General features: G+C 40.0%; 18 protein-coding genes and 2 pseudogenes. 4 read left to right on the top strand and 16 right to left on the bottom strand.

The genetic code is table 11. From position 1 onward, the window contains the following. Positions 1–46 precede the first annotated feature (46 nt). The 9 genes and pseudogenes from ABHC48_RS12390 to ABHC48_RS12350 form a co-directional block, all read right to left on the bottom strand. The gene (locus ABHC48_RS12390) at positions 47–1,555 is read right to left on the bottom strand and encodes a hypothetical protein (protein ID WP_148462212.1); all 1,509 of its coding nucleotides are present in this window, start codon (positions 1,553–1,555) and stop codon (positions 47–49) included. A 74-nt stretch (positions 1,556–1,629) separates the two neighbouring features. Next, a complete protein-coding gene (locus ABHC48_RS12385; protein ID WP_195699639.1) occupies positions 1,630–2,688 on the bottom strand; it encodes a DNA repair exonuclease in 1,059 nt (352 codons plus the stop codon). A 14-nt stretch (positions 2,689–2,702) separates the two neighbouring features. Continuing rightward, positions 2,703–4,094 (bottom strand): asparagine--tRNA ligase, encoded by a 1,392-nt coding sequence (gene asnS / locus ABHC48_RS12380; protein WP_173715850.1) that lies wholly within the window; start codon positions 4,092–4,094, stop codon positions 2,703–2,705. Positions 4,095–4,298: 204 nt separating this feature from the next. Continuing rightward, a complete protein-coding gene (locus ABHC48_RS12375; RefSeq protein ID WP_173773067.1) occupies positions 4,299–5,807 on the bottom strand; it encodes an InlB B-repeat-containing protein in 1,509 nt (502 codons plus the stop codon). Positions 5,808–5,952: 145 nt separating this feature from the next. Beyond that, entirely contained in the window at positions 5,953–7,443 is a 1,491-nt protein-coding gene (gene galT, locus ABHC48_RS12370) for a UDP-glucose--hexose-1-phosphate uridylyltransferase (protein WP_118577991.1), read from the bottom strand. Positions 7,444–7,592: 149 nt separating this feature from the next. Then, positions 7,593–10,043 carry a hypothetical protein gene (locus ABHC48_RS12365; protein WP_173719054.1) on the bottom strand — a complete coding sequence of 817 codons (2,451 nt, stop codon included), beginning with the start codon at positions 10,041–10,043 and terminating at the stop codon, positions 7,593–7,595. Between the two features lie 11 nt (positions 10,044–10,054). After that, positions 10,055–11,254: a methyltransferase gene (locus ABHC48_RS12360; protein WP_173715847.1), complete on the bottom strand. Its 1,200-nt coding sequence runs from the start codon at positions 11,252–11,254 to the stop codon at positions 10,055–10,057. An 87-nt stretch (positions 11,255–11,341) separates the two neighbouring features. Next, positions 11,342–11,716: a hypothetical protein gene (locus tag ABHC48_RS12355; RefSeq protein ID WP_347505576.1), complete on the bottom strand. Its 375-nt coding sequence runs from the start codon at positions 11,714–11,716 to the stop codon at positions 11,342–11,344. 36 nt (positions 11,717–11,752) lie between these two features. After that, positions 11,753–11,899, bottom strand: a pseudogene (locus ABHC48_RS12350) (DUF6783 domain-containing protein); the annotation flags it as partial. On the opposite strand from ABHC48_RS12350, the pseudogene ABHC48_RS12345 reads away from it, so the two are divergent. After that, positions 11,837–12,028 (top strand): annotated as a pseudogene (locus ABHC48_RS12345) (DUF6783 domain-containing protein). The pseudogenes ABHC48_RS12350 and ABHC48_RS12345 sit on opposite strands and share 63 nt — an antisense overlap. Here ABHC48_RS12345 and ABHC48_RS12340 read toward each other — a convergent pair. Further along, complete coding sequence (locus tag ABHC48_RS12340) at positions 11,956–12,654, bottom strand: 5'-methylthioadenosine/adenosylhomocysteine nucleosidase (protein WP_118577995.1); 699 nt, start codon at positions 12,652–12,654, stop codon at positions 11,956–11,958. The pseudogene ABHC48_RS12345 and the gene ABHC48_RS12340 sit on opposite strands and share 73 nt — an antisense overlap. A 204-nt stretch (positions 12,655–12,858) precedes the next feature. Between ABHC48_RS12340 and ABHC48_RS12335 the strand changes: the two genes are divergently transcribed. After that, a complete protein-coding gene (locus ABHC48_RS12335) occupies positions 12,859–13,101 on the top strand; it encodes a TIGR03905 family TSCPD domain-containing protein (RefSeq protein WP_118577996.1) in 243 nt (80 codons plus the stop codon). A gap of 50 nt (positions 13,102–13,151) precedes the next feature. Here ABHC48_RS12335 and ABHC48_RS12330 read toward each other — a convergent pair whose 3' ends face one another. Both ABHC48_RS12330 and ABHC48_RS12325 read right to left on the bottom strand, forming a co-directional pair. Next, on the bottom strand, positions 13,152–14,768 hold the full coding sequence (locus ABHC48_RS12330) for an MBL fold metallo-hydrolase (protein ID WP_118577997.1): 1,617 nt from the start codon (positions 14,766–14,768) through the stop codon (positions 13,152–13,154). Positions 14,769–14,823: 55 nt separating this feature from the next. Continuing rightward, entirely contained in the window at positions 14,824–15,366 is a 543-nt protein-coding gene (locus ABHC48_RS12325; protein WP_173719052.1) for a hypothetical protein, read from the bottom strand. A 120-nt stretch (positions 15,367–15,486) separates the two neighbouring features. On the opposite strand from ABHC48_RS12325, the gene ABHC48_RS12320 reads away from it, so the two are divergent. After that, on the top strand, positions 15,487–16,551 hold the full coding sequence (locus ABHC48_RS12320) for an undecaprenyldiphospho-muramoylpentapeptide beta-N-acetylglucosaminyltransferase (protein ID WP_173719051.1): 1,065 nt from the start codon (positions 15,487–15,489) through the stop codon (positions 16,549–16,551). Between the two features lie 48 nt (positions 16,552–16,599). On the opposite strand, the gene ABHC48_RS12315 is transcribed toward ABHC48_RS12320, so the two are convergent. After that, positions 16,600–17,127, bottom strand: a complete 528-nt coding sequence (locus ABHC48_RS12315; protein WP_118578000.1) for a sigma-70 family RNA polymerase sigma factor — start codon at positions 17,125–17,127, stop codon at positions 16,600–16,602. Positions 17,128–17,144: 17 nt separating this feature from the next. Next, on the bottom strand, positions 17,145–17,552 hold the full coding sequence (locus ABHC48_RS12310) for an HIT family protein (protein ID WP_118578001.1): 408 nt from the start codon (positions 17,550–17,552) through the stop codon (positions 17,145–17,147). A gap of 191 nt (positions 17,553–17,743) precedes the next feature. Here ABHC48_RS12310 and ABHC48_RS12305 point away from each other — a divergent pair, with 191 nt between their 5' ends. Beyond that, positions 17,744–18,433, top strand: a complete 690-nt coding sequence (locus tag ABHC48_RS12305) for an ATP-binding protein (protein WP_148462200.1) — start codon at positions 17,744–17,746, stop codon at positions 18,431–18,433. On the opposite strand, the gene ABHC48_RS12300 is transcribed toward ABHC48_RS12305, so the two are convergent. Together ABHC48_RS12300 and ABHC48_RS12295 are read right to left on the bottom strand one after the other, a co-directional pair. Then, positions 18,364–19,002: a rhomboid family intramembrane serine protease gene (locus ABHC48_RS12300; RefSeq protein ID WP_226855113.1), complete on the bottom strand. Its 639-nt coding sequence runs from the start codon at positions 19,000–19,002 to the stop codon at positions 18,364–18,366. The genes ABHC48_RS12305 and ABHC48_RS12300 overlap by 70 nt on opposite strands. A gap of 130 nt (positions 19,003–19,132) precedes the next feature. Next, complete coding sequence (locus ABHC48_RS12295; protein ID WP_347505573.1) at positions 19,133–20,587, bottom strand: DUF6382 domain-containing protein; 1,455 nt, start codon at positions 20,585–20,587, stop codon at positions 19,133–19,135. Position 20,588: the final 1 nt, after the last annotated feature.

Raw genomic sequence — 20,588 nt, 5'->3', positions numbered from 1 at the left:
ACAGTTACATGCTTCGTGAGCACTTAACATTCACTGTAACAGTTTTCTAAAAAATGTCAGCCATATCCTTATTATTGGTAAAAAGCAGCACCTGTCTGGGCTGTTTTTTCAGCCACCTGAAAACTGCCATAAGCTTATCCTGATTCTTCCCATGGAAAATATCATCCAAAATAACTGGAAAAACAGTTTCATTCGTGAACAACTCAGCAGCAGCCATCTGAATAGAAAAATACAGCATTTCAAGGTTTTCCTTTTCCAGATTTTCTGCCAAAACAGTTCCCTCTTCCAGACACAGTTCCAAACTCTGTCCCTCATCTCCATAGAACTCTATATATTTTCCATCTGTAAGTTCCCTGAAAATTTGGGATGCTCGTATCCGAATCTTTCTGCCTTTCTCAAGATAAATACTGCGTGACAGCTCTTTAATGGTATCCATAGCCAGGTTCAAGGACTGTGTTTCCAGATCTTCAGAAGTAGGAAGTGACATTTCCAGCTCAAATTCCTGATATTCGCTCTGCAAATTCGTAAAAGCAGTCAGTTTCTCACCGTAAATTCCATCAATATCTTCTTTACTGGATTTCAGCTTTTCCTGCTGTGACTGCAAATACACTTTTTTCTTCTTTAGCTTTACAAACTCCATATGCAGCTTTCTTCGTGCAGTAAGTGTATAAACCATTGCCACAACAGCAGCAATGATGCATACATCCATTCCTATTTTAGACATCTCATCAGTTAACTGAAATCTTCCAACAATACCAATAATTCCCACAATAACGGCCAGAATACCTGCTATCACCATTCCCAGATTCTTTTTCTCTATAGTCTGCAGCTGTTCTTCAATCACAGTGGCTTCTTCTTTCCCTGCTGCCGAATAGATTTTTGCCTGCGCCTGAACCACCTGCCCCTTCTGGTCCCGAAGTCCATCCAGGTCATTCTGCAGACTTTCCAGTTTCTCGCTCAGTTTTTCCTGTTCTCTCTGAACTGCTTTCCTGCCACGTTCTTTCTGGGTGAGATATCCCTTGCGCCACATCTTCAGCATCTGCTCCGTTCTTCCAAGATCCACCAGACCATCTCCGCTTTTGCTGAGAACAGCCAGTTTATTCTGTAGTTCCTTTGCCATTTCCCTGGAAGAACTACCGCTAAGTGATTCTACCATAACAGTATTGTCGAACAGGTTCTCACTAAATCCCCCAAGGATCCTCTCGAGGGCTCCATTTTCCCCATTTAAAATTTCTCTGGTATCTTCACAGAACAGCTCACAATTATGGATTCCTGCCCCTGTTTCCCGCGTCAGGCGGTAATCTTTTCCATTGTGCTGAAACCATATAGTTCCACCATATTTTTCCCTGGAAGCTTCAGTTCCTGCTTTTTCATAAATTCCATTCTTTTCCTGCATTTCCTCAGGCACTCCAAAGAACATGCTCTTCACAAAGATAAACACAATGTTCATTTCTGTTTCTTTTAGTCCATAGAGCACATTTACTCCAGAGGTCAGTTCTATGTCTTTTTCCCGAAGCCCACCAAAATTATTTATTAATATGCGTTTAAAAATCATATAACCTTATTCCCTCGCACATACATCTCAATTTTACACTGCAATACATATTTTCTGTTACTATCTGCTTTGTGTCAGCTGGAATGTCTTGTCTCCAACAGTGCCTGCAAACCATAGTACAGGGCCTTATCTTCCACTGTATTTCTGTTTTTTTCCATAAAAAAGCAGATATAATCCCCTATCAAAGTTCCGGCATATTTTTTTTGCAGTTCTTCCAGATCATAAGCAGGTCTGGTCTCATCCAGTACTTCTGTAATATTTCCAAAGGATTTCAGTTTTTCCGGAATCAGAAAAAGCTCTGGTTTTCTTTTCCCTTGAAGAATTACACGATATATATTCAGTCCGCCTTTTTTAAATATCTCATCCTTCAAAGCTTCTTCAATAGATAGCTGGGTGCTTTCTTCATTTACATTGAGAAGAAGCTGACTATAGGTTCGAATAGAAAACGGCACAAATCTGGTTTTCACTTTTCCATTTTCAATCCTTCCCTCAATGTAGCCATGTGCTCCCAGATCATTGCTTTCAATTGGCTCAAGAGCTCCGCTGTAAGCAGCCACATCTCTTATTACGTTCTGGGGAGTATGGAAATGACCCAATGCAATATAATCAAAACCTGCTCCTGCAAGCGCAGCTGTATTTAATGGGCAATGGCTTTCATCACCGCCATGAGCTATAAGAATATGCACTCCATCATTTTTCACAGGGCGTACGCCATCATACAAGGGCTGTCTGATCTGTGAATGTTCATAGCTCATTCCATAAACATATACCCCGAATTGCGTATCTTTCACACAGGTTACCTTCTCTTCCGGAAAAAAAGTCACATTCGGTGCCCAGGTGAAAGTTCTGTAAAAAGAATTTTCTTTTAGATAATCCCTTTCTCCTGCCATTAAATATACCCTTGTTTCCGGTATTCTGGAAAATAAATCGTTTACTTCTTTCAATTCATATGGAAGTGGCTGACGATGGAACAAATCTCCGGCTATAAATAACAAATCCACCGGATTTTCGCGGATACCCGCAATAACCCGGCGGAATGTTTCCCAGATTTCATTCTCCCGCTTGTCACTCCATGGGCAGCCTCTGTCGGGCACTGCACCAAGATGTACATCTGCAAGATGAATAAATCTCATTCTTTTACCTCGTTTTATAAATCGCAGTTGTTAACTGTTCTCGGGAATGGAATTACGTCACGGATATTGCCCATTCCTGTGAGATACATTACACAGCGCTCAAATCCAAGACCAAATCCTGAATGACGTGTAGAACCATATTTACGCAAATCAAGATAGAAGTCATAGTCTTCTTCCTTCAGCCCAAGCTCTTCCATACGAGCTTTCAACTTACCATAGTCATCCTCTCTCTGGCTTCCACCGATAATCTCACCAATTCCAGGAACCAGGCAGTCCATAGCTGCAACAGTCTTGCCATCCTCGTTTGCTTTCATATAGAATGCTTTAATTTCCTTTGGATAGTCTGTAACAAAAATAGGTTTCTTAAAAATCTGTTCTGTCAAATAACGCTCATGTTCTGTCTGCAGATCACATCCCCAGGATACTTTATAATCAAACTTGTCATTATTCTTCTCGAGAAGCTCAATTGCTTCTGTATAAGTAACACGACCGAACTCAGAGCTTGCCACATGGTTCAATCTGTCAAGAAGTCCTTTGTCCACAAAAGAATTGAAGAAGTTCATTTCCTCCGGAGCATTCTCAAGAACATATCCAATCACATATTTCAGCATCGCTTCTGCAAGATTCATGTTGTCTTCAAGATCAGCAAATGCACACTCAGGCTCGATCATCCAGAACTCAGCTGCATGACGTGTGGTGTTGGAGTTCTCGGCACGGAAAGTTGGTCCAAATGTATATACATTACGGAATGCCTGTGCAAATGTCTCACAGTTCAACTGACCGCTTACAGTCAGGTTTGTCTCTTTCCCAAAGAAATCCTGAGAGTAATCAATATTTCCCTTATCATCTGTAGGAATATTATTCAGATCCATGGTTGTAACCTGGAACATCTCACCTGCACCCTCGCAGTCACTTCCTGTGATCAGCGGAGTGTGTACATAAACAAAACCTCTCTCCTGAAAGAATTTGTGTATTGCATATGCACAGAGGGAACGTACACGGAAAACAGCCTGGAAGGTATTTGTTCTGGAACGAAGATGTGTGATCGTTCTTAAATACTCAAGACTGTGGCGTTTCTTCTGAAGCGGATAATCTGGTGCGGATGTTCCCTCTACAGAAATTTCTGCAGCCTGGATCTCAAATGGCTGTTTCGCCTGTGGAGTCGCTACCAGAGTTCCCTTTACAATAATCGCTGCGCCTACATTCAGTTTGGAAATCTCAGCAAAATTGTCCATTGTATCATGGTAAACGATCTGAAGGGTCTCAAAATATGTTCCATCATGGAGAACAACAAATCCAAAGGTCTTGGAATCACGAACGCTTCGTACCCAGCCGCCTACGGTGATCTCCTGATCCAGGTATTTATCCCGTTCTCTGTAAATCTCTTTTACTGTTGTAAGTTTCATAATTAGTTCCTCTTTCTCCTCATTTTTCCAAACACTCATTTCTCTATAGTATAGACTATTCCTCTTATTCGCGCAAGGATATTTTTCCAGGGAATAAAAGAAGATCCTGTCTGTTAAGCTTCGACACTTTTGGACAAAGATCTTCTCTTCTGTAAGTATTTTCCTATTGCAAAGTTGCCTCATTCTCAGTATTTCTCTGAACGTTTAATGCAATATAAGATAATCCAGACAATACTTAAAAATTCGTTTGTAAGTCTTGGTGGTGTAATGAAGTCCATCATCGTCTGGCAGGTCAACTCCAGTTCCACTAATATTGGTACCATATCCATTCTCCATCAGATAAGAATACGTATCAATATATTCGAAAGTGCTGCCAAGAGCACTACCCACAACAGAATTGAATTTGCGGATTACTTCTTCTTTTCGGATTGCATTCTTACCAAGATATTCGATTGTCTTACTGTTTACCGGATTCACCGACATAAAGAACAGCTTGCAGTTCTTTTTCTGTAAGCTCTCAGCAATCTCCTGATAATAAGAAATATAATCATACATATTTCCAGGATCGTTTACTCCCAGATTAAAAATAACCGCAGTCGGTTTCAGAACGGAATAATTCTCTTCTGCAATAGAAAGAACCGTATTCATTCCCTGAGACTTCAGCCATTCAAGGCCCTTTCCCTCTTCGTATACAAAATCAATATCACGCAGCAGATTCGACTCATAATACCCTGAATTTAAATTTTGCAGCGTTCTCTGCATACGATTGGTACGGGAGTCTCCTACAAAAATAATGTGATTGTACCCCCGGCTGCTGCCATTTCCAATCTTCCAGCTGCTTGCGGATTGCAGAAGCTCTGAAAGAGTCAGGTCTTCCTCAGCGGAACGGTTAAACACAACTGCATACAGCTTTATGTTGCTGTTTACTGTAATAGTATCACCAGCTTCATAACGCGGTGCTGTGCTTTTTCCTAACTGGATATCCCATCCCATAAAGGTGTATCCGGATGCATTTCTTACAGACGGCAATGTATAAGAACTTCCAGATGCTACATTCTCTGTCTTGTAAACGGTTCCATCATTCTTGCACAAAGCCACCGTAAATGTTGTATCAGACTCGTAAACAGCATATAATTTTATATTTTTTTTGATTCGAATCTTCTGTCCCTCTGTATACGCCGCTTGGGAAGCATTCTTTTTAGTACTCCATCCAACTGCCTTATAGCCGCTTTTTTGTGGAAGCTCTGGCAAGGTAAGATATCCGTTTTTTGTAACAGCTTTGTTTAGTTTCTTAAATACTGTACTGGTGCTTCCGGTATTATCATAGAAATAAACTTTATATATACCAACTTTTTTACGCACCGCGTACAGATTTATATTCTTTTTCAGACGTATTTTTTTTCCCGCGGCATATACCGCTTTGGTATCGTTTTTCTGAGTGGACCAGCCAAGATTTTTGTATCCGGTAATTGCAGGAACTGCCGGAAGCTTAATTTTTTTCCCGGCACTTACCTTTATACGCAGCTTGGAATAAGATGTTTTTCCACTTTGATTCCAGAATCTGACAACTACGTTCTTAGTGGCCGCCTGTACAGACTGAACACCACTAATCCCAATTTTTCCATCATTTCTAAATGAAACTCCGAACAAAATCAACATTGTGGCCAACAGAACCCGGAAAATCCTATTTTTTCTTTTTGTTTTATTTTTCATAGGCACTCCTCTGCTTTTTAATGTCTCTCCTGCTTTCATCATCTGCACAGAAAATAAATAGTTCTTATTTCATCTTCTGTGCTGTCTTCAGTATAATCAAACGGACACATTCTTTCAACCCCAAAAGATTGTCTTTATGATTTGGTTACAAATTTTCAATAAAACGCATAAATGCAGCTCTGCCCTCTCCTGTACATTTGTAAACACCAGCATCTTCCAGCACGTGAACAAACACATTTCCAACTTCTTTATGAAGAACCTCTTCAATATTGTCTTTATCAAGATGATCGTACTTCGGAAGGAATTCTTTTACCCACTGCGCATGTTTTTCAATCTTCTCATTAGAAGCAACATCCTTGCCATCCAGAATATATTCTTCCAAAAGCTCCAGTTCTTCTTTTAGTCGCGCAGGGAGAACTGCCAAGCCCATAACCTCGATCAGACCGATATTCTCCTTCTTAATATGATGGTACTGTGCATGCGGATGATATACGCCAAGAGGATTTTCTTCTGTGGTAATATTGTTTCGCAGAGTCAGATCCAACTCATACATATCACCTTTTTTACGTGCGATCGGAGTGATCGTATTATGAGGTTCACCATCCGTTTCTGCAAAAATGAATGCAGCCTCATCTGTATAGCCTCTCCAAACCTCCAGCACATGAGTTGCCAGATCAATCAGGCGCTTCTCATCTTTATGACGGATACGAAGTACAGACAGCGGCCATTTTACAATACCAGCCTCCACATCCTCATAGCCCGGAATAGTTACATATTTCTCAATTTCAGCCTTTGCCATAGCAAACGTATAATGGCCGCCCTGGAAATGATCGTGACTGAGAATAGAACCTCCCACAATCGGTAAGTCTGCATTTGACCCCAGAAAATAATGTGGAAACAGCTTCACGAAATCAAACAGCTTGATAAATGTGTTTCTCTCGATTTTCATAGGTGTGTGCTGGAAATTAAATACAATACAATGCTCATTATAATAAACATAAGGAGAGTACTGCATTCCCCACGGACTGTCATTGATTGTGATTGGAATGATTCTGTGATTCTCTCTTGCAGGATGATTTGCGCGGCCTGCATATCCCTCATTTTCCGGACAAAGCAGACATTTGGGATAGCTGCTTGATTTTATAAGCTTTGCTGCAGCAATAGCTTTCGGATCTTTCTCTGGCTTAGAAAGGTTGATTGTAATATCAATTGCTCCATAAGGAGAATCCACAGTCCATTTCTGGTCTTTCTTTACACGATAACGACGAATATAATCACTGTCCTGGCTTAATTTATAGAAATAATCTGTTGCTTCTTCCGGAGATTTCTCATATTTTTCCCAGAAAGACTTCTGTACCTGAGCCGGGCGGGGCATAAGACAGTTCATTAATCTTGTATCAAACAGATCTCTGTAAACCACACTGTCCTGAATCAGACCACGTTCTACAGCTTCGTCTAACAGTTCTTTCAGAACTTCTTCCAGATTAATATCAGAATATTCCTCTGCCGGTTCTGTGTATTCATCTTCTTTAAAAACATCAAGAAGAAGATTTGTTGTATAGTTTTTCTCACAGGCAGGAGTCAGCCCTGTCTCAATTCCATACTGTACCAGTTTTTTAATACTTTCGCTTAGCATTTTTCTGTCCTTTCCTGTTGCTTTATTTTTAACAGTCTGTCCTCCACCACAGACAGACTGTTAACCACCACTTTGCTGCATCTTTCACATCCAGCATTTTTTGCATACATGTTCAATATCGGACTGTACCGGCTTTCCCAACAGCCACTTTAAAGCTTCAGTTTCTCAACATAACTTATAAAAATATTGCCGGCCTTTTCAAACAGCTCCGTACTGTCATTCATACCGTAAGGATAAGTTTCCCCTTTCTGCGGATCGTACAGATATGTGTTATATTCATCATATCCAATGATCACAACACTGGTATTATCCCCGGTCTTGGCAATTACCGGACGCTGGGCGCTGACCTCATATAAGACACTGTCTAATGTACAACCAGACAAATCAATGATAGTACCCTCATCCCCAAGAGCCTCCTGCAGTGCTGTAACATCCAGGGATGCACTCTTCATTGCTTCCGGCACATCCTCCAGATTAAGAGTCAGCTTTGTCTTCTTATTTCCACGCTCCCATACATACTGCTGAGCACGATTCAGCACAACACCAGTCTGATCATCTGCTCTTTGAAGCGCAAGTGCAGGATCTGTGAATGTACTGTCCAATCCTCCTTTTGCATAAACATAGTAAATATCTTCCTCAGGAATCTGCGTATCCAGAATAATACGGTCATCACCTATATTTTTCATTTTTGCATAAACGACTAACGGTTCCTGAATTTCAGGCGTTTCAGTGAGAGCCAGTCGTATCTGAGTTCCGGTTCTGGAATTTGTCACAAGTTCCACGGATACAGTATTGGTCGAGGCTTTGGAATTATTCAGAATATTATCCTTGCTTACTGCTTTGTATCCTTTTTTTGTCTTCTTGGACAACTGAAATTCCATCATAGTGTTTCCCATGGTAATATCAGTTACATACAATCCATCCTGATGATATTCTTTTTTCAAAGTTCCATCAAATCCTTCAATACGGACCGTATGAATCCCCGTAGTCTCATGACCATTATCGTCTGCGATCACATCTCCATCAACTACGATTCCATAAACAAGATCTTCATTCATAAATCCATTCAGCACTAAAGACTGTCCTGAAGATGGTGCAAGACTCCTGGTTTCTAATGTTTCAAAATCTATTTCTTTTATATTTCCGGCGCTTTCACCTTCCTGAATGATCCATGCAGCATGTGCACCTGTATCCGAAACAGCAAAGTCATCTTTTTTAATTCCTTCCTCAAGAACCTCACTGGTACCATCTGAAATGTTTATCTTATAAAGCTTATTTGCAAATAAAAGGTAAAGAGCATTTTCTGTACTGACATAGGATAATGTTCCAAGATCTTCTTTCAGGAATTCGTAGGATTCTGTAGACGGAATAAATACTTTTTCTTCCACCACATTCTGATCATTGCTGTAATGATATACACAAACGCCACAGTATCCTTCCCGAACGCCTCTGTTCATATATCCATAAAGAACAAAGTCCACATCTCCGTTATCTTCCACACGGATGATCTTTATATTATGCTGGTATCTGGAATCCCTGAAATCTCCATCCGTTTCTTTGCGGAAACTGAAAATTCTGGAAAATTTTCCATCATCAGGAGAATAAGACCATAAATCTCCTTCCTGAACAAACGCAAGCACTCCTGCTTTTTCATTCATCATGTATTCTACATTTTTGTCTCTGACACCAAGCAAAAGCCCCTTGTCGGAAATGCTGATGGAGCTTTCCTCAAACACCTGTGATGCGCTTCGTTTAAAATCCAGAAGCATGATTCTGGTTTCAGTATAACGCATCCGGTAAAATTCTGTCACATCATAGATTTCCTGGTTTCCATCTTCATCCAGTGCCGCAATCTGATATTCAACAGAAAGACTGGCTGTGGTTTCATTAATATCCTTCACTACAGGAATTCCCTTTCTGTAAATCTGAGGGTTCAGATTGCCCCAGCTGATCTGGGCAAATGTAGAATTGATATTAATGTCTGTATAGTTGGTAGATGTACTGGATGTGTCTGATTCCAGGTAAGCAGTCAGATCCTCGGCGGACGCTTTATCCAGACATTTTTCATAAAAGCTCGCAACAAACTTCACGTACTGAGCAGCATTCACATTGGATCTGGAAACTACTCTTGTATAGTAATAAGCTGTTCCCTTATTTGTCTCAAGAGATAATTGCAAAGAATACTCCTGGTTCATCAGAAGATCACTGCTCAGCTTAATCGTTGTTGTCAGATAGCTGTCCTGTTTATCCAGACTTTTAATCTTACGATTTTCCAGTACCTTACTGCCATCAGAGGTACGTATCTCATAGGAAAGGCTTTTCACCTTTGTATCATAGGCATTTATAACAAAGGACAGTTCCTTGGATGTATCAATAGGCGTCACACTGTCCCTGGTAAAATCAGACTGCATAGGCTGTGCATAACCATACATCCTGTTTGCATAATTTCCATCAAAATCAACCATTACCTCCGGAAAAACCGGATCATTCATATCAGAGCGGTCATCCGTAGTCTCACTATTCAGCAGGAACGAACTTCCTGCCACGCCGAGAACAAAAACAAACAGGAGAATCACTGCTCTGCGTAAAAATTTAATCATTCTTTCTCCTCTTAACTCTCTGATTGTACCTCCCCTTCACGGTACAGAAGTCTTTCCAGTGTAGGATTTATATGCAGTTCCTTCATAAGCTGCACTGTACTCTTCATATCTTTTGGTTTGCCTGTCTTTACAGCACGGATCAGCAAATTCTTGGGTGTATGCTCCATATCAATAAATTCCAGAATCTGAGTTTCGTACCCCATACTTTCCAGCAGATTGGCTCGAATTCCATCTGTCATCAAAGCAGCCATTCTCTCCTTAAGAATGCCATATTTCAGTACAGGCTCCAACACTTCATTTTTTATCTGTCTATTTACCTCATGCTGACAGCAGGGTACAGACAAAATAACTTTCGCTCCCCATTCCACAGCCTTCGCAAGAGCATAATCTGTAGCTGTGTCACAGGCATGCAAGGTTACTACCATATCAACAGAAGAAACACCTTCATAATCAGCAATATCTCCCTGATAAAAATGCAGTTTTTCATATCCATACTTTACTGCAAGATGATTACATTTTTCTATTACATCTGTTTTCAGATCCAGACCAATAATATTTACATCATAACCTTTCAGTTCTCTCAGATAGTAATACATGGCAAATGTAAGATAGGACTTTCCGCATCCAAAATCAAGAATGGTCACTTCCCGCTGTTGATCCAGTCTTGGAAGAATGTCCTGAATAAATTCCAGAAATCGATTGATCTGTCGGAACTTATCGTATTTTTGGGTAATAATCCTGCCTTCCTTATTCATAACACCAAGATCAACAAGAAAGGGGACTGGAATATTTTCCTTAAGTATGTACTGCTTTACACGATTGTGGGCCAATATCTGCGTGCCCTTGCTGAAGGTCTTGTCCTTTCCGAAAGCCAGACCTTTTCCATTTTCGGGATGACGTCTGGTCTTTATGGTCATCTTTCCTTTTTTGCTTACCAGAATAGTTCCATCCAGCGCCATCCCACTTGCCTGAAGCTGAGAAAAATCATGCTGCAGCCCCGCTTTTAAATATGAAATCAGTTCCTCTCTGGAATAATTTTTATGGAGCACCTTCGTCCCTACAGTTTCAGAAGCCTGATAAACCACCTTCCCCCGGATTTCTACCGGGCGTATTTTTACTTTGGATGGTCCGTCCCCTCTGCTGCCGCTTAGGATAGCTTGACACAGCTGTTCATTTATCTGTTCCTCTAAATATTCATCTATTGTTTTCATTTTTATTATAATTATTTTCTTTTATATTCTGTAATCGTTACTGTTCACTCCGCTCACAGCAACCTCTAATTGTCATTTTGATGCGTCTTATCTGTAAAAATCTCCCCTGCATCTTCTTCGTCGGCATCTTCTTCGTGATATTTCATGAAAAAGAAGCACTTCTACCAGATCACCAAGAAGTCCATCAGACATTGCTTCCATATCAGCCTCTGATTTTACTTCATCCACGATCTTCCTTCCAAGGTGATACAACATAAACCTGTCAGGATATTCATCGTAAAGCCGGCTGCCTTCATAATCCTGAAGATCACATTCTTCTTCCACTTTTTCCTGTATCTTTCTGGCAGTGTCCGGATAGTAGGATTTCATCAGAAAAAATTCCTCTTCTTGTTTCTTTTCTCCCCGGTAGAGCAAGGGATTTGCATAGCTTGTGTAAAATGGATAAAAATCTTTATATATCATATCAGCAATTTCGATTCCTTTTCCATTTCACTCTCATTATATGCAAGCTTCCGTTTTTCGGTCAATTGCACCATTTTTCAAATACGCGCCAAAGCGTGTTTGAAAAAGGCTTTCTGCAAGATGTACGTCACAATTTGTGGAAGATTTTGCCCGGATGATGGCGCCGTAGCGGGCTACGGCAACTGAATTCGGGAAAAATATACCGCAAAGTGGGGCGTGCAGATTGCGGGAATGATTTTTCAAATACGCGCCAGCATATTTAAAGTAAGCCTCACACTATGGTCAACAGCTGCTTTCTCAAATTCGCTGTAATCCATCTGCGCACTTCCATCAGCCTTATCAGAAATAGCACGGACAACCAGAAACGGAATTTCATTTAAGTATGCTGCCTGTCCAATGGCTGCACCTTCCATTTCAGTCGCATATGCTGAAAACTCTGATACAATTCGATTCTTAACATCCTGATCGCAGACAAACTGGTCTCCAGAAGCAATTCTTCCTTCAAATACCTGAATATCCGGATTTACTTCCTTACATACTTCTGCAGCAAGTCTGCGGAGATTATCATCTGCATTAAAGAAAAATACAGGCATTTGCGGAATCTGTCCCTTGCGGTATCCAAATCCGGTAGCATCCATATCATGCTGTACAACATCTGTGGAAAGAACAATATCACCGATATTAATATTTTTATTTAAGCTTCCTGCAATTCCTGTATTAATGATCGCATCTACTGAAAATACATCTGCCAGAATCTGAGCACAGATACCAGCATTTACCTTGCCAATTCCGGAACGCACTACAACAACCTTTTTCCCAGCAAGTATTCCCTCATAAAAATCCATGGAAGCTTTTTTTATAATTCGTACATCTTCCATTTTTTCTTTTAAAATCGCAACTTCAACTTCCATTGCGCCAATAATACCAATTGTTTTCATTTAGCATTCTCCTCTGTTTTTGAAAGTTAACTGCTTCTTCATCTGACATTATACCAAAACTTCTTGCTATATCCAACTTAAATTTGGCATGGAAACTTATAATATCTTCTGCTATAATGAGAGAAGGTGCAAAGCTATTGCTGTTCATAACCTGACCAGCGTTCCTGAGCTCCTGATTTTACATAACGATTGGAGGAAAAAACAATGGAATATAAAACAAAAGGTGTTTGTTCTATGGCAATTCAATATGATATTGATGATGAACAGAAAGTTCACAATGTGAAATTTATTGGTGGATGTTCTGGAAATACACAGGGAGTTGCCAAACTTGTAGAAGGTATGCCGGCGAAAGAAGTAATTGCACGCCTGGAGGGAATCCAGTGTGGACGCAGACCTACTTCATGCCCAGACCAGCTTGCCACTGCTTTAAAAGAAGCGATTTCATAATTACTTCCCCGGGATTTTTGTCCCGGGGATTTCTTTTCAGACTGTAACACTTACCCATCAGTTCTGTCCCATTTATCACATAAAGATTGGACATCCCTTGAAAACTTCTCCAGATCTTTGTTTGCACAGCCCTCGTTTTTGCGTATGACGGAAAGCAGTCTGTATCCAAGCGCAAGCAACTTTTCGTATACCTTTGCAGCCTTAGATGCTTTTTGTAACGCAGCAGGCTTCTGTATCTTAACGCCCTCTGCCTCGTACAGAAATTCGCCTTCAGCCAGATCAAATTCTGTTCCACTGAATGGCGCATATGCATCATAGTTCATCTCATCACGCAGTCTTGCAGCAAACAGTTCTGTCACAGTATCCTCGCCATGAGTAACAAACACTTTCTGAGGCTTTACTTCAAATGCTTTTATCCAGTCAACCAGACCATTTACATCTGCATGGCCACTGATTCCCGGCATACGGCAGATTTTTGCTGCAACGTGCACCGGTTCACCAAAGAGTTTTATTTCCTGAGTTCCTTCCAAAAGGGCGCGTCCCGGAGTTCCAACAGCCTGATAGCCCACAAAAAGAATGGTGCTGTCCTCCCGCCACAGATTATGTTTCAGGTGATGTTTAATTCTTCCTGCATCACACATTCCACTGGCAGAAATAATCACCTTACAGTCATCATCGAAATTGATTGCTTTTGAGTCTTCACTTGTTACGGATATCTTCAAACCAGGAAAGCTAAGAGGATTGATTCCTTTTCGAATAAGTTCCAGAGCCTCGTCATCAAAACAATCATATTTATGAATACCGAAAATATTTGTTGCTTCATTTGCAAGAGGGCTATCTACAAACACTTTAAAATTATCATGCCCGTGAATAAGGCCTTCTGCTTTTATCTGTCTGATAAAATACAGCATCTCCTGCGTTCTTCCCACTGCAAAAGAGGGAATTACCACATTACCGCCCCGGTCAAAGGTCTCCTGAATGACATCTGCCAGAAGGCGCACATAATCTGGTCTCTCTCCGTGGCTCCGGTCTCCGTATGTAGATTCCATTACCACGTAGTCTGCTTTTCTAAAATAGGCAGGGTCTTTTATAAGCGGCTGATTTTTGTTTCCTATATCTCCCGAAAATACAATTGTTTTTTCAACTCCAGCTTCACAGATATTCACCTCAATACTGCTTGATCCAAGAAGGTGACCTGCATCAATAAACTTTACTCTCAGCCCCTCGCCAAGAATTATTCCAGTCTCATATGGACAGCCTACAAAATTACGAATAACCCCTAATGCATCCTCCATGGTATAAGCTGGAACAAATTCAGGCTTCCCCTGACGTTTTGCCTTGCGGTTACGCCATTCTGCCTCAAACATCTGGATATGGGCACTGTCACGGAGCATAATATCGCAAAGATTACAGGTTGCCTCTGTGGCATATACAGGTCCTTTAAAGCCTTTTGCGTAAATAGCAGGAAGATTTCCGGAATGATCCATGTGTGCATGTGTTAAAAGCACAAAATCTAATTCTCCCGGAGGCACAGGAATATCTTTATTTTCATAATAATCAGGTCCCTGTTCCATTCCACAGTCTACAAGAAACTTTTTTCCTGCTGCTTCCAGATAATAGCAGCTCCCGGTAACTTCATGTGTTGCTCCAATAAAAGTGATCTTCATACAGATTCCCCCTTTTACCCGAACTCTTACTTATATTACATATATTTTTCTGTTTTTATGGCATAACATCTTCACTATTTATAATATGCTGAACAGAGCTGACAAATTTCGCTGAATCAGCCTGGCTTGCCATACTTCCGGCAAGAATACCGATTGCAGCAAGAACTGCAATCCCTGCTGCCTTTCCATATTTGTACCAGGGTTTATTTTCTTCTTTTTCAAACTGACGTAGCTTATCAGAAAATCCTGCAATAAAATCAATTTCCTCAGCTGAACTTTCTGTTGATTGAGCATCTTTTAAATTTTCCTCTTTGGACGCCTCGTTCCGGAATCCTGGAAACTTCACTATTTCAGCAGTCTTTGTATCATTATTCATAGCTTTTGCAGAATTGGCCTCATTTATTTTATCTTCATCCAGTTTGCCTTCTGCTTTCATTTTCTTTAAAAACTGCTGATACGCCTCATCCAGTTCCTCATCCGAAATCTCAAAATCATTTGCAGCATTTCCAAGAAGACTTTCTTCTATCATTTTTGCTTCTTTGATCATTTCAGCTTCTAACAGACTGTCGGTTTTCTCTCCTATCTTTTTTTTGTTCATTTTTTTCTCCCAGATTTTTTTCTTTTCTTGACAATTCCCTTTTAGGGGTTCATATTTATTAAATAGGTCGCTATTCACAAAGTGAACTGTAACTATTAAACACTTATTCAGGAGGATCCTATGAAGCATATTATCCTTACCGGCGGTGGTACTGCCGGACATGTTACCCCGAATATTGCTCTGATTCCCGCTTTACAGGAAAAAAGTTATAAAATTTCTTACATCGGCTCCTACAATGGTATTGAAAAACAGCTTATTGAGGAGCTTGGTATTCCTTACTATGGAATTGCTTCCGGTAAATTAAGACGATATTTTGATTTGAAAAACTTTTCAGATCCATTTCGCGTTATAAAAGGCTATTTTCAGGCTAAAAGTCTTATGAAAAAATTAAAGCCTGATGTAGTATTTTCCAAAGGTGGCTTCGTAACAGTACCAGTGGTAATTGCCGCAGGCAAACGCCACATTCCGGCAATCATTCATGAATCTGATATGACTCCGGGACTTGCTAATAAGCTTTGCCTTTCTTCCGCCACAAAAGTCTGCTGTAACTTTCCAGAAACTGTAAATAATCTTCCAAAAGATAAGGCAGTTCTTACAGGTACTCCTATTCGTCAGGAGCTTCTCCATGGTAATAAAGAACACGCTCGCGCATATTGTGGTTTTACTTCAGATAAACCAGTTCTTTTGGTAATTGGCGGCAGTCTGGGTGCTGCTTCTGTAAACGAAAATGTACGAAAAATTCTTCCTGAACTGCTGAAAGAATTCCAGGTTATTCATATTTGCGGCAAGGGAAAAACGGATGAAAGTATCCAGCTGACAGGTTATGTCCAATATGAATATGTTCAGGAACAGCTTCCTGACATGTTTGCATTGGCAGATGTAGTAATCTCCCGTGCAGGAGCTAATGCTATCTGTGAACTTGCCGCACTTTCAAAGCCAAATCTCTTAATTCCATTGTCCGCAAAGGCAAGCCGCGGTGATCAGATTCTCAATGCCCGCTCCTTCGAGCGCCAGGGTTACAGTATGGTACTGGAGGAGGAAGAGATTACAGAAGCGTCTCTCTTAGAGGCAATCCGCAAACTCTATCAGGAACGTAATAAATATATTGCGGCTATGTCTGCAGGCAAAAACTTAAATTCTATTCAGCATATTGTGAATCTCATTGAAGAATGTATTCATTCCTGATTTTACACTGCATACCTCTGTTATTTAACAGAGGTATGCTTTTTAATTTTACTCTTTTTCCAGTCTTAAAATTTCTGCTAAAAGCCATTTTCTGGCTCTAAGTACTCTGTTATTTACATTATTTCTTGTATAGCCAAATTCGCGCGCTACTTCTTCAGTAGATACACCTTCCATTACAACTCGCATAAAAATCATATAGTTAATTAAATTTTTCCGTCGCAGGCCTTCAAATGCCATTGATAAATATTTCTGTTTTTCCAGCCCCAGTAATGCCGCTTCTGCGCTTTCTGTAGTACGATACTGCAATTCAGCCACATCATTGTCAAACATTACTTCCCGCTTTACATATGATTTTCTCAGGTAGTCCCTTCCTTTATTGGTTGTTTTCCATACCACCAATGCGTGAAGCTTTTCTTCGCTGGAAGCATCCAGTCTCTCTTTTATTTCGTAAAAGTATGAAAATACCTCCTGTGTAACATCCTCGGCTGTAAAACGGCTTTGTACAATTCCATTTGCGATTTTAACAGAGACTTTATAATACCGTCTGTAAAATGTGTTAAATTCTTCGCTATTCATCTTGTGTACCCCGTTTTCTAGCAGCTTTTCAATTTCTCCAGGATTTCATTTTTCACCTCATCCGTTAAAGTTCCAGGTTTCCAGGTAATTCCCACCTGATCTCCTTCATATCTCGGAATCAGATGCATATGAAAATGAAAAACAGTCTGTCCTGCCGGTTCGCCATTATTTTGTACAATGTTAAAACCATCGCACTTTAACGCCTCGGTCATTTTTGTGGCCATTTTCTTTGCCAGAATCATTGCTTTCGCAGCCATATCATCTGATATCTCATAGATATTAGCCGCATGCGCTTTCGGCAAGATCAAGGCATGTCCTTTACTTGCAGGACCCAGATCCAGAATTACTCTGAAGTCTTCATCTTCATACAATGTTGCTGATGGAATCTCTCCGTTTGCAATTTTGCAAAAAATACAATCACTCATAGTCTTATCCTCCCAAATAGAATATATAAATTATACGTCTGATAATAGCGAAAATCACATTTTTTTCCAAAATTTTTTAAAAAATTTTTGGAACAGTATTTTTTATTTCTGTCGAATAATCTCGATTTTTTAAGTACGATTTTATTTGTCATTTGTCCACTTCAATGATACACTTCACTTGAGGTGAGCTTATGAAAAATAATTTAATCTTAAACAAAAAACAGGATGAATTTCATCTGATACTATCACGATTTTCCCATGAGATACGCAATCCCATAGCACTTATTAACAGTGAGATTCAGATGATTGAAGACACACATCCTGAAGTTGTCTCATTTGATTACTGGAATGATATTACAGCTAATCTGGAGTATACCAAAGAATTGTTAAATAATCTTTCGGATTACAATAATGCCCATAAACTTGAACGGAAAAGAACTGCTTTTACTGCCTATCTTAAGGAAATTATTTCCAGTATCCAGCCCACTTACCAGTACCTGGGCATTACCTTAAAAACTGATATTTCGCCCTCACTGCCTGCCCTCTTTATTGATCCCGTTAAATTAAAGCAGGCTTTACTGAATCTGCTCAGAAATGCAGCAGAAGCAATTTCCAGTGCTGATGGAAAAGTAAAATTATGTGCTTTTTCCAGTGACCAAAGGGTACATATTGTCATAACTGACAATGGATGCGGCATACCGGAATCACAGCTGAATGAAATTTTTACTCCATTTGTAACATTCAAAGAGGGTGGAACCGGACTGGGGCTGGCAATCACCAGAGAGATCATCCAGGCTCACAGCGGAAACATTTATGCAGAAATTGAATCCGATGGGGAAACATCCTTCCACATTGTTCTGCCAGAAAAATTTCCCGGATGATAAAGAACTGCCGCCAGGATAAATCCACAAACCATGCCGCCAACATGGGCTGCATTATCTACACCAGTACTTGTAAAACCGAAATACAATGAGAATCCGGCCATGATCATCATCTGTCGTACGGAAATATCCTGAATTCTTCCATGATTTCGAATAACTACATAGAGCATTGCTCCCATTACTGCAAAAACGGCACCAGAGGCACCAGCTGACACTGCATAATCCGCTGATTTCATTTCCATAATAAAAGAAAAAATATTTCCACCAAGACCGCCAAGAAGGTAAATTAAAATAAATTTAATCTTCCCTACAACCGGTTCCAGGCGCTGTCCCAGTACAAAAAGGACAAGCATATTATTGGCAATATGATAAATTCCAAAATGCAGAAACATACAGGTAAATAACCTGTATATCTCTCCATTTTCAAGAATCAGCGGTGGATAGGCGGCTCCACACTCAATCATGTGAGCAGTATTTTCTGATCCGCCGGTAAAATCAACAACAAGAAATATCAATATATTCAGAAGTATAAAAAGAACCGTTATTGGTTCTTTTTTTATTTCTTCCACGCCATCACCTCGATATTTTCAGTCTACTTTCAACACTGTTTTCGTTACTTTCTGATAATAGAATAAGTATAGCACAATTTCTCTGATACCTCAACAGATCAAACCCGGTAAATTTTTAAAATCTGTTATTTTATTTCAGAAACACATACCTGGCCTGCGCAAAGTCTATCTGATCCTGATCCTGAAGGCAATATTCCTCATCCCCTTTTAAAATTTTGCCATTTACAGATGTTCCATTGCGTGAATTCAAATCCGTAAGATAATATTCTCCCTCCCGTTTCCGTATCTTCGCGTGTATCCGGCTTACTGTAGGAAGTTCGATCACCGCATCCGCTGCATTCTCCATTTTTCCAATTACCGTAAGTTCATTCTGAAGATAAATCGTAGCAAGTTCACCAGGTTCACGGCTTACAAGAGTTGCCGGTCCAGTAACAATATTCGCAGATAAAACCACTGTTTCGCCGCAATTTTTTTGTGATATTGATATTTTTTCTTTTTGGTGCAATACTTCTGCTGTATTTTGCATTGAAGTCGTGTTTCTTTCAATGCTATCTTTAAAGTTCACCTTATCTTTTCCTGAGTCTTCACTCACTTTTTTATTTTCTCTTTTATTCTGTATTTCCAGATGTCCCTTTTTCTCATGTCTGATGCAATTCTTATTCTTTATAACGGACACACCCCAGGTACACAACATTCCAATTACCATAATCCCAGCTGCCACTCCCAGAATAACCTGCATAGATACCCTCGGCAGATACCCCAGTGTTTCTGCGGCCACAACCACCAGTGCAAAAAATCCAGCTGCTACACACCAAATCAAAAATCCTTTAGACGTACCCCCAACATCTTTTTTCTTTTTTTCAGATAATTCTTCCTCCCAAAGCAACTCTTCCAGATGTTCTTCCTGAGGCTTTTCCTCTTTTGACTCCCCATAATTTTCAAACAGATCAATTTTCTCACTGCCATCTGAATTACACCTTTTCTCTGTCATAGTGCCTGATTCCTGCAAAATTGAGGAACCAACTGTTTTTTCTATTTCCTCTCTATCCTGATAAAGTTCCTTTTTTATATATTCCAAATGAAAACTGTCTTCCAAAGCTCTTCTGTATATTCCATACCCAAGCATTACAGCCTTTGAGTCTTCATGATCCAGAATCGGAAGAATATACTCTGTCAGTTCCTGAAATTTCTGTCTCACATCTTCAGCATATCCAGGAAGATAACAAAAATAGATCTGTCTCTTTTCCACATCTACATACATATACTCTGGCTTCAATACTAACCTGCATGGATTCAGCAAATATTCTGACATATCTTCCATCACCTGCACAAATCCACCCAGGATCATCTGAAGATCTTCGTAACCCATTTTCTTTTCTTCATAAAGAGAAAGCAAAGACTGTTTGGAGGTAATATCATAACACACCATAAACTGTCCATCAACTCCCTGCACTCTGCATTTAAGAATAGATGGAATCGAATTGCCAACCAGCATTCTCATCTGATAAGAAGAAGTATCTGGTTCTTCATTTTCATACAGCACAAGATAATTTCCATTTATATCTCTTTTATATTCTGATTTCATT

It is taken from the genome of Ruminococcus sp. 1001136sp1 (assembly GCF_039841815.1).
Lineage (GTDB): Bacteria > Bacillota > Clostridia > Lachnospirales > Lachnospiraceae > Blautia_A > Blautia_A faecis.
Note: the sequence above shows the minus strand (reverse complement) of the source record. Positions and strands in the feature narration are given on the sequence as shown.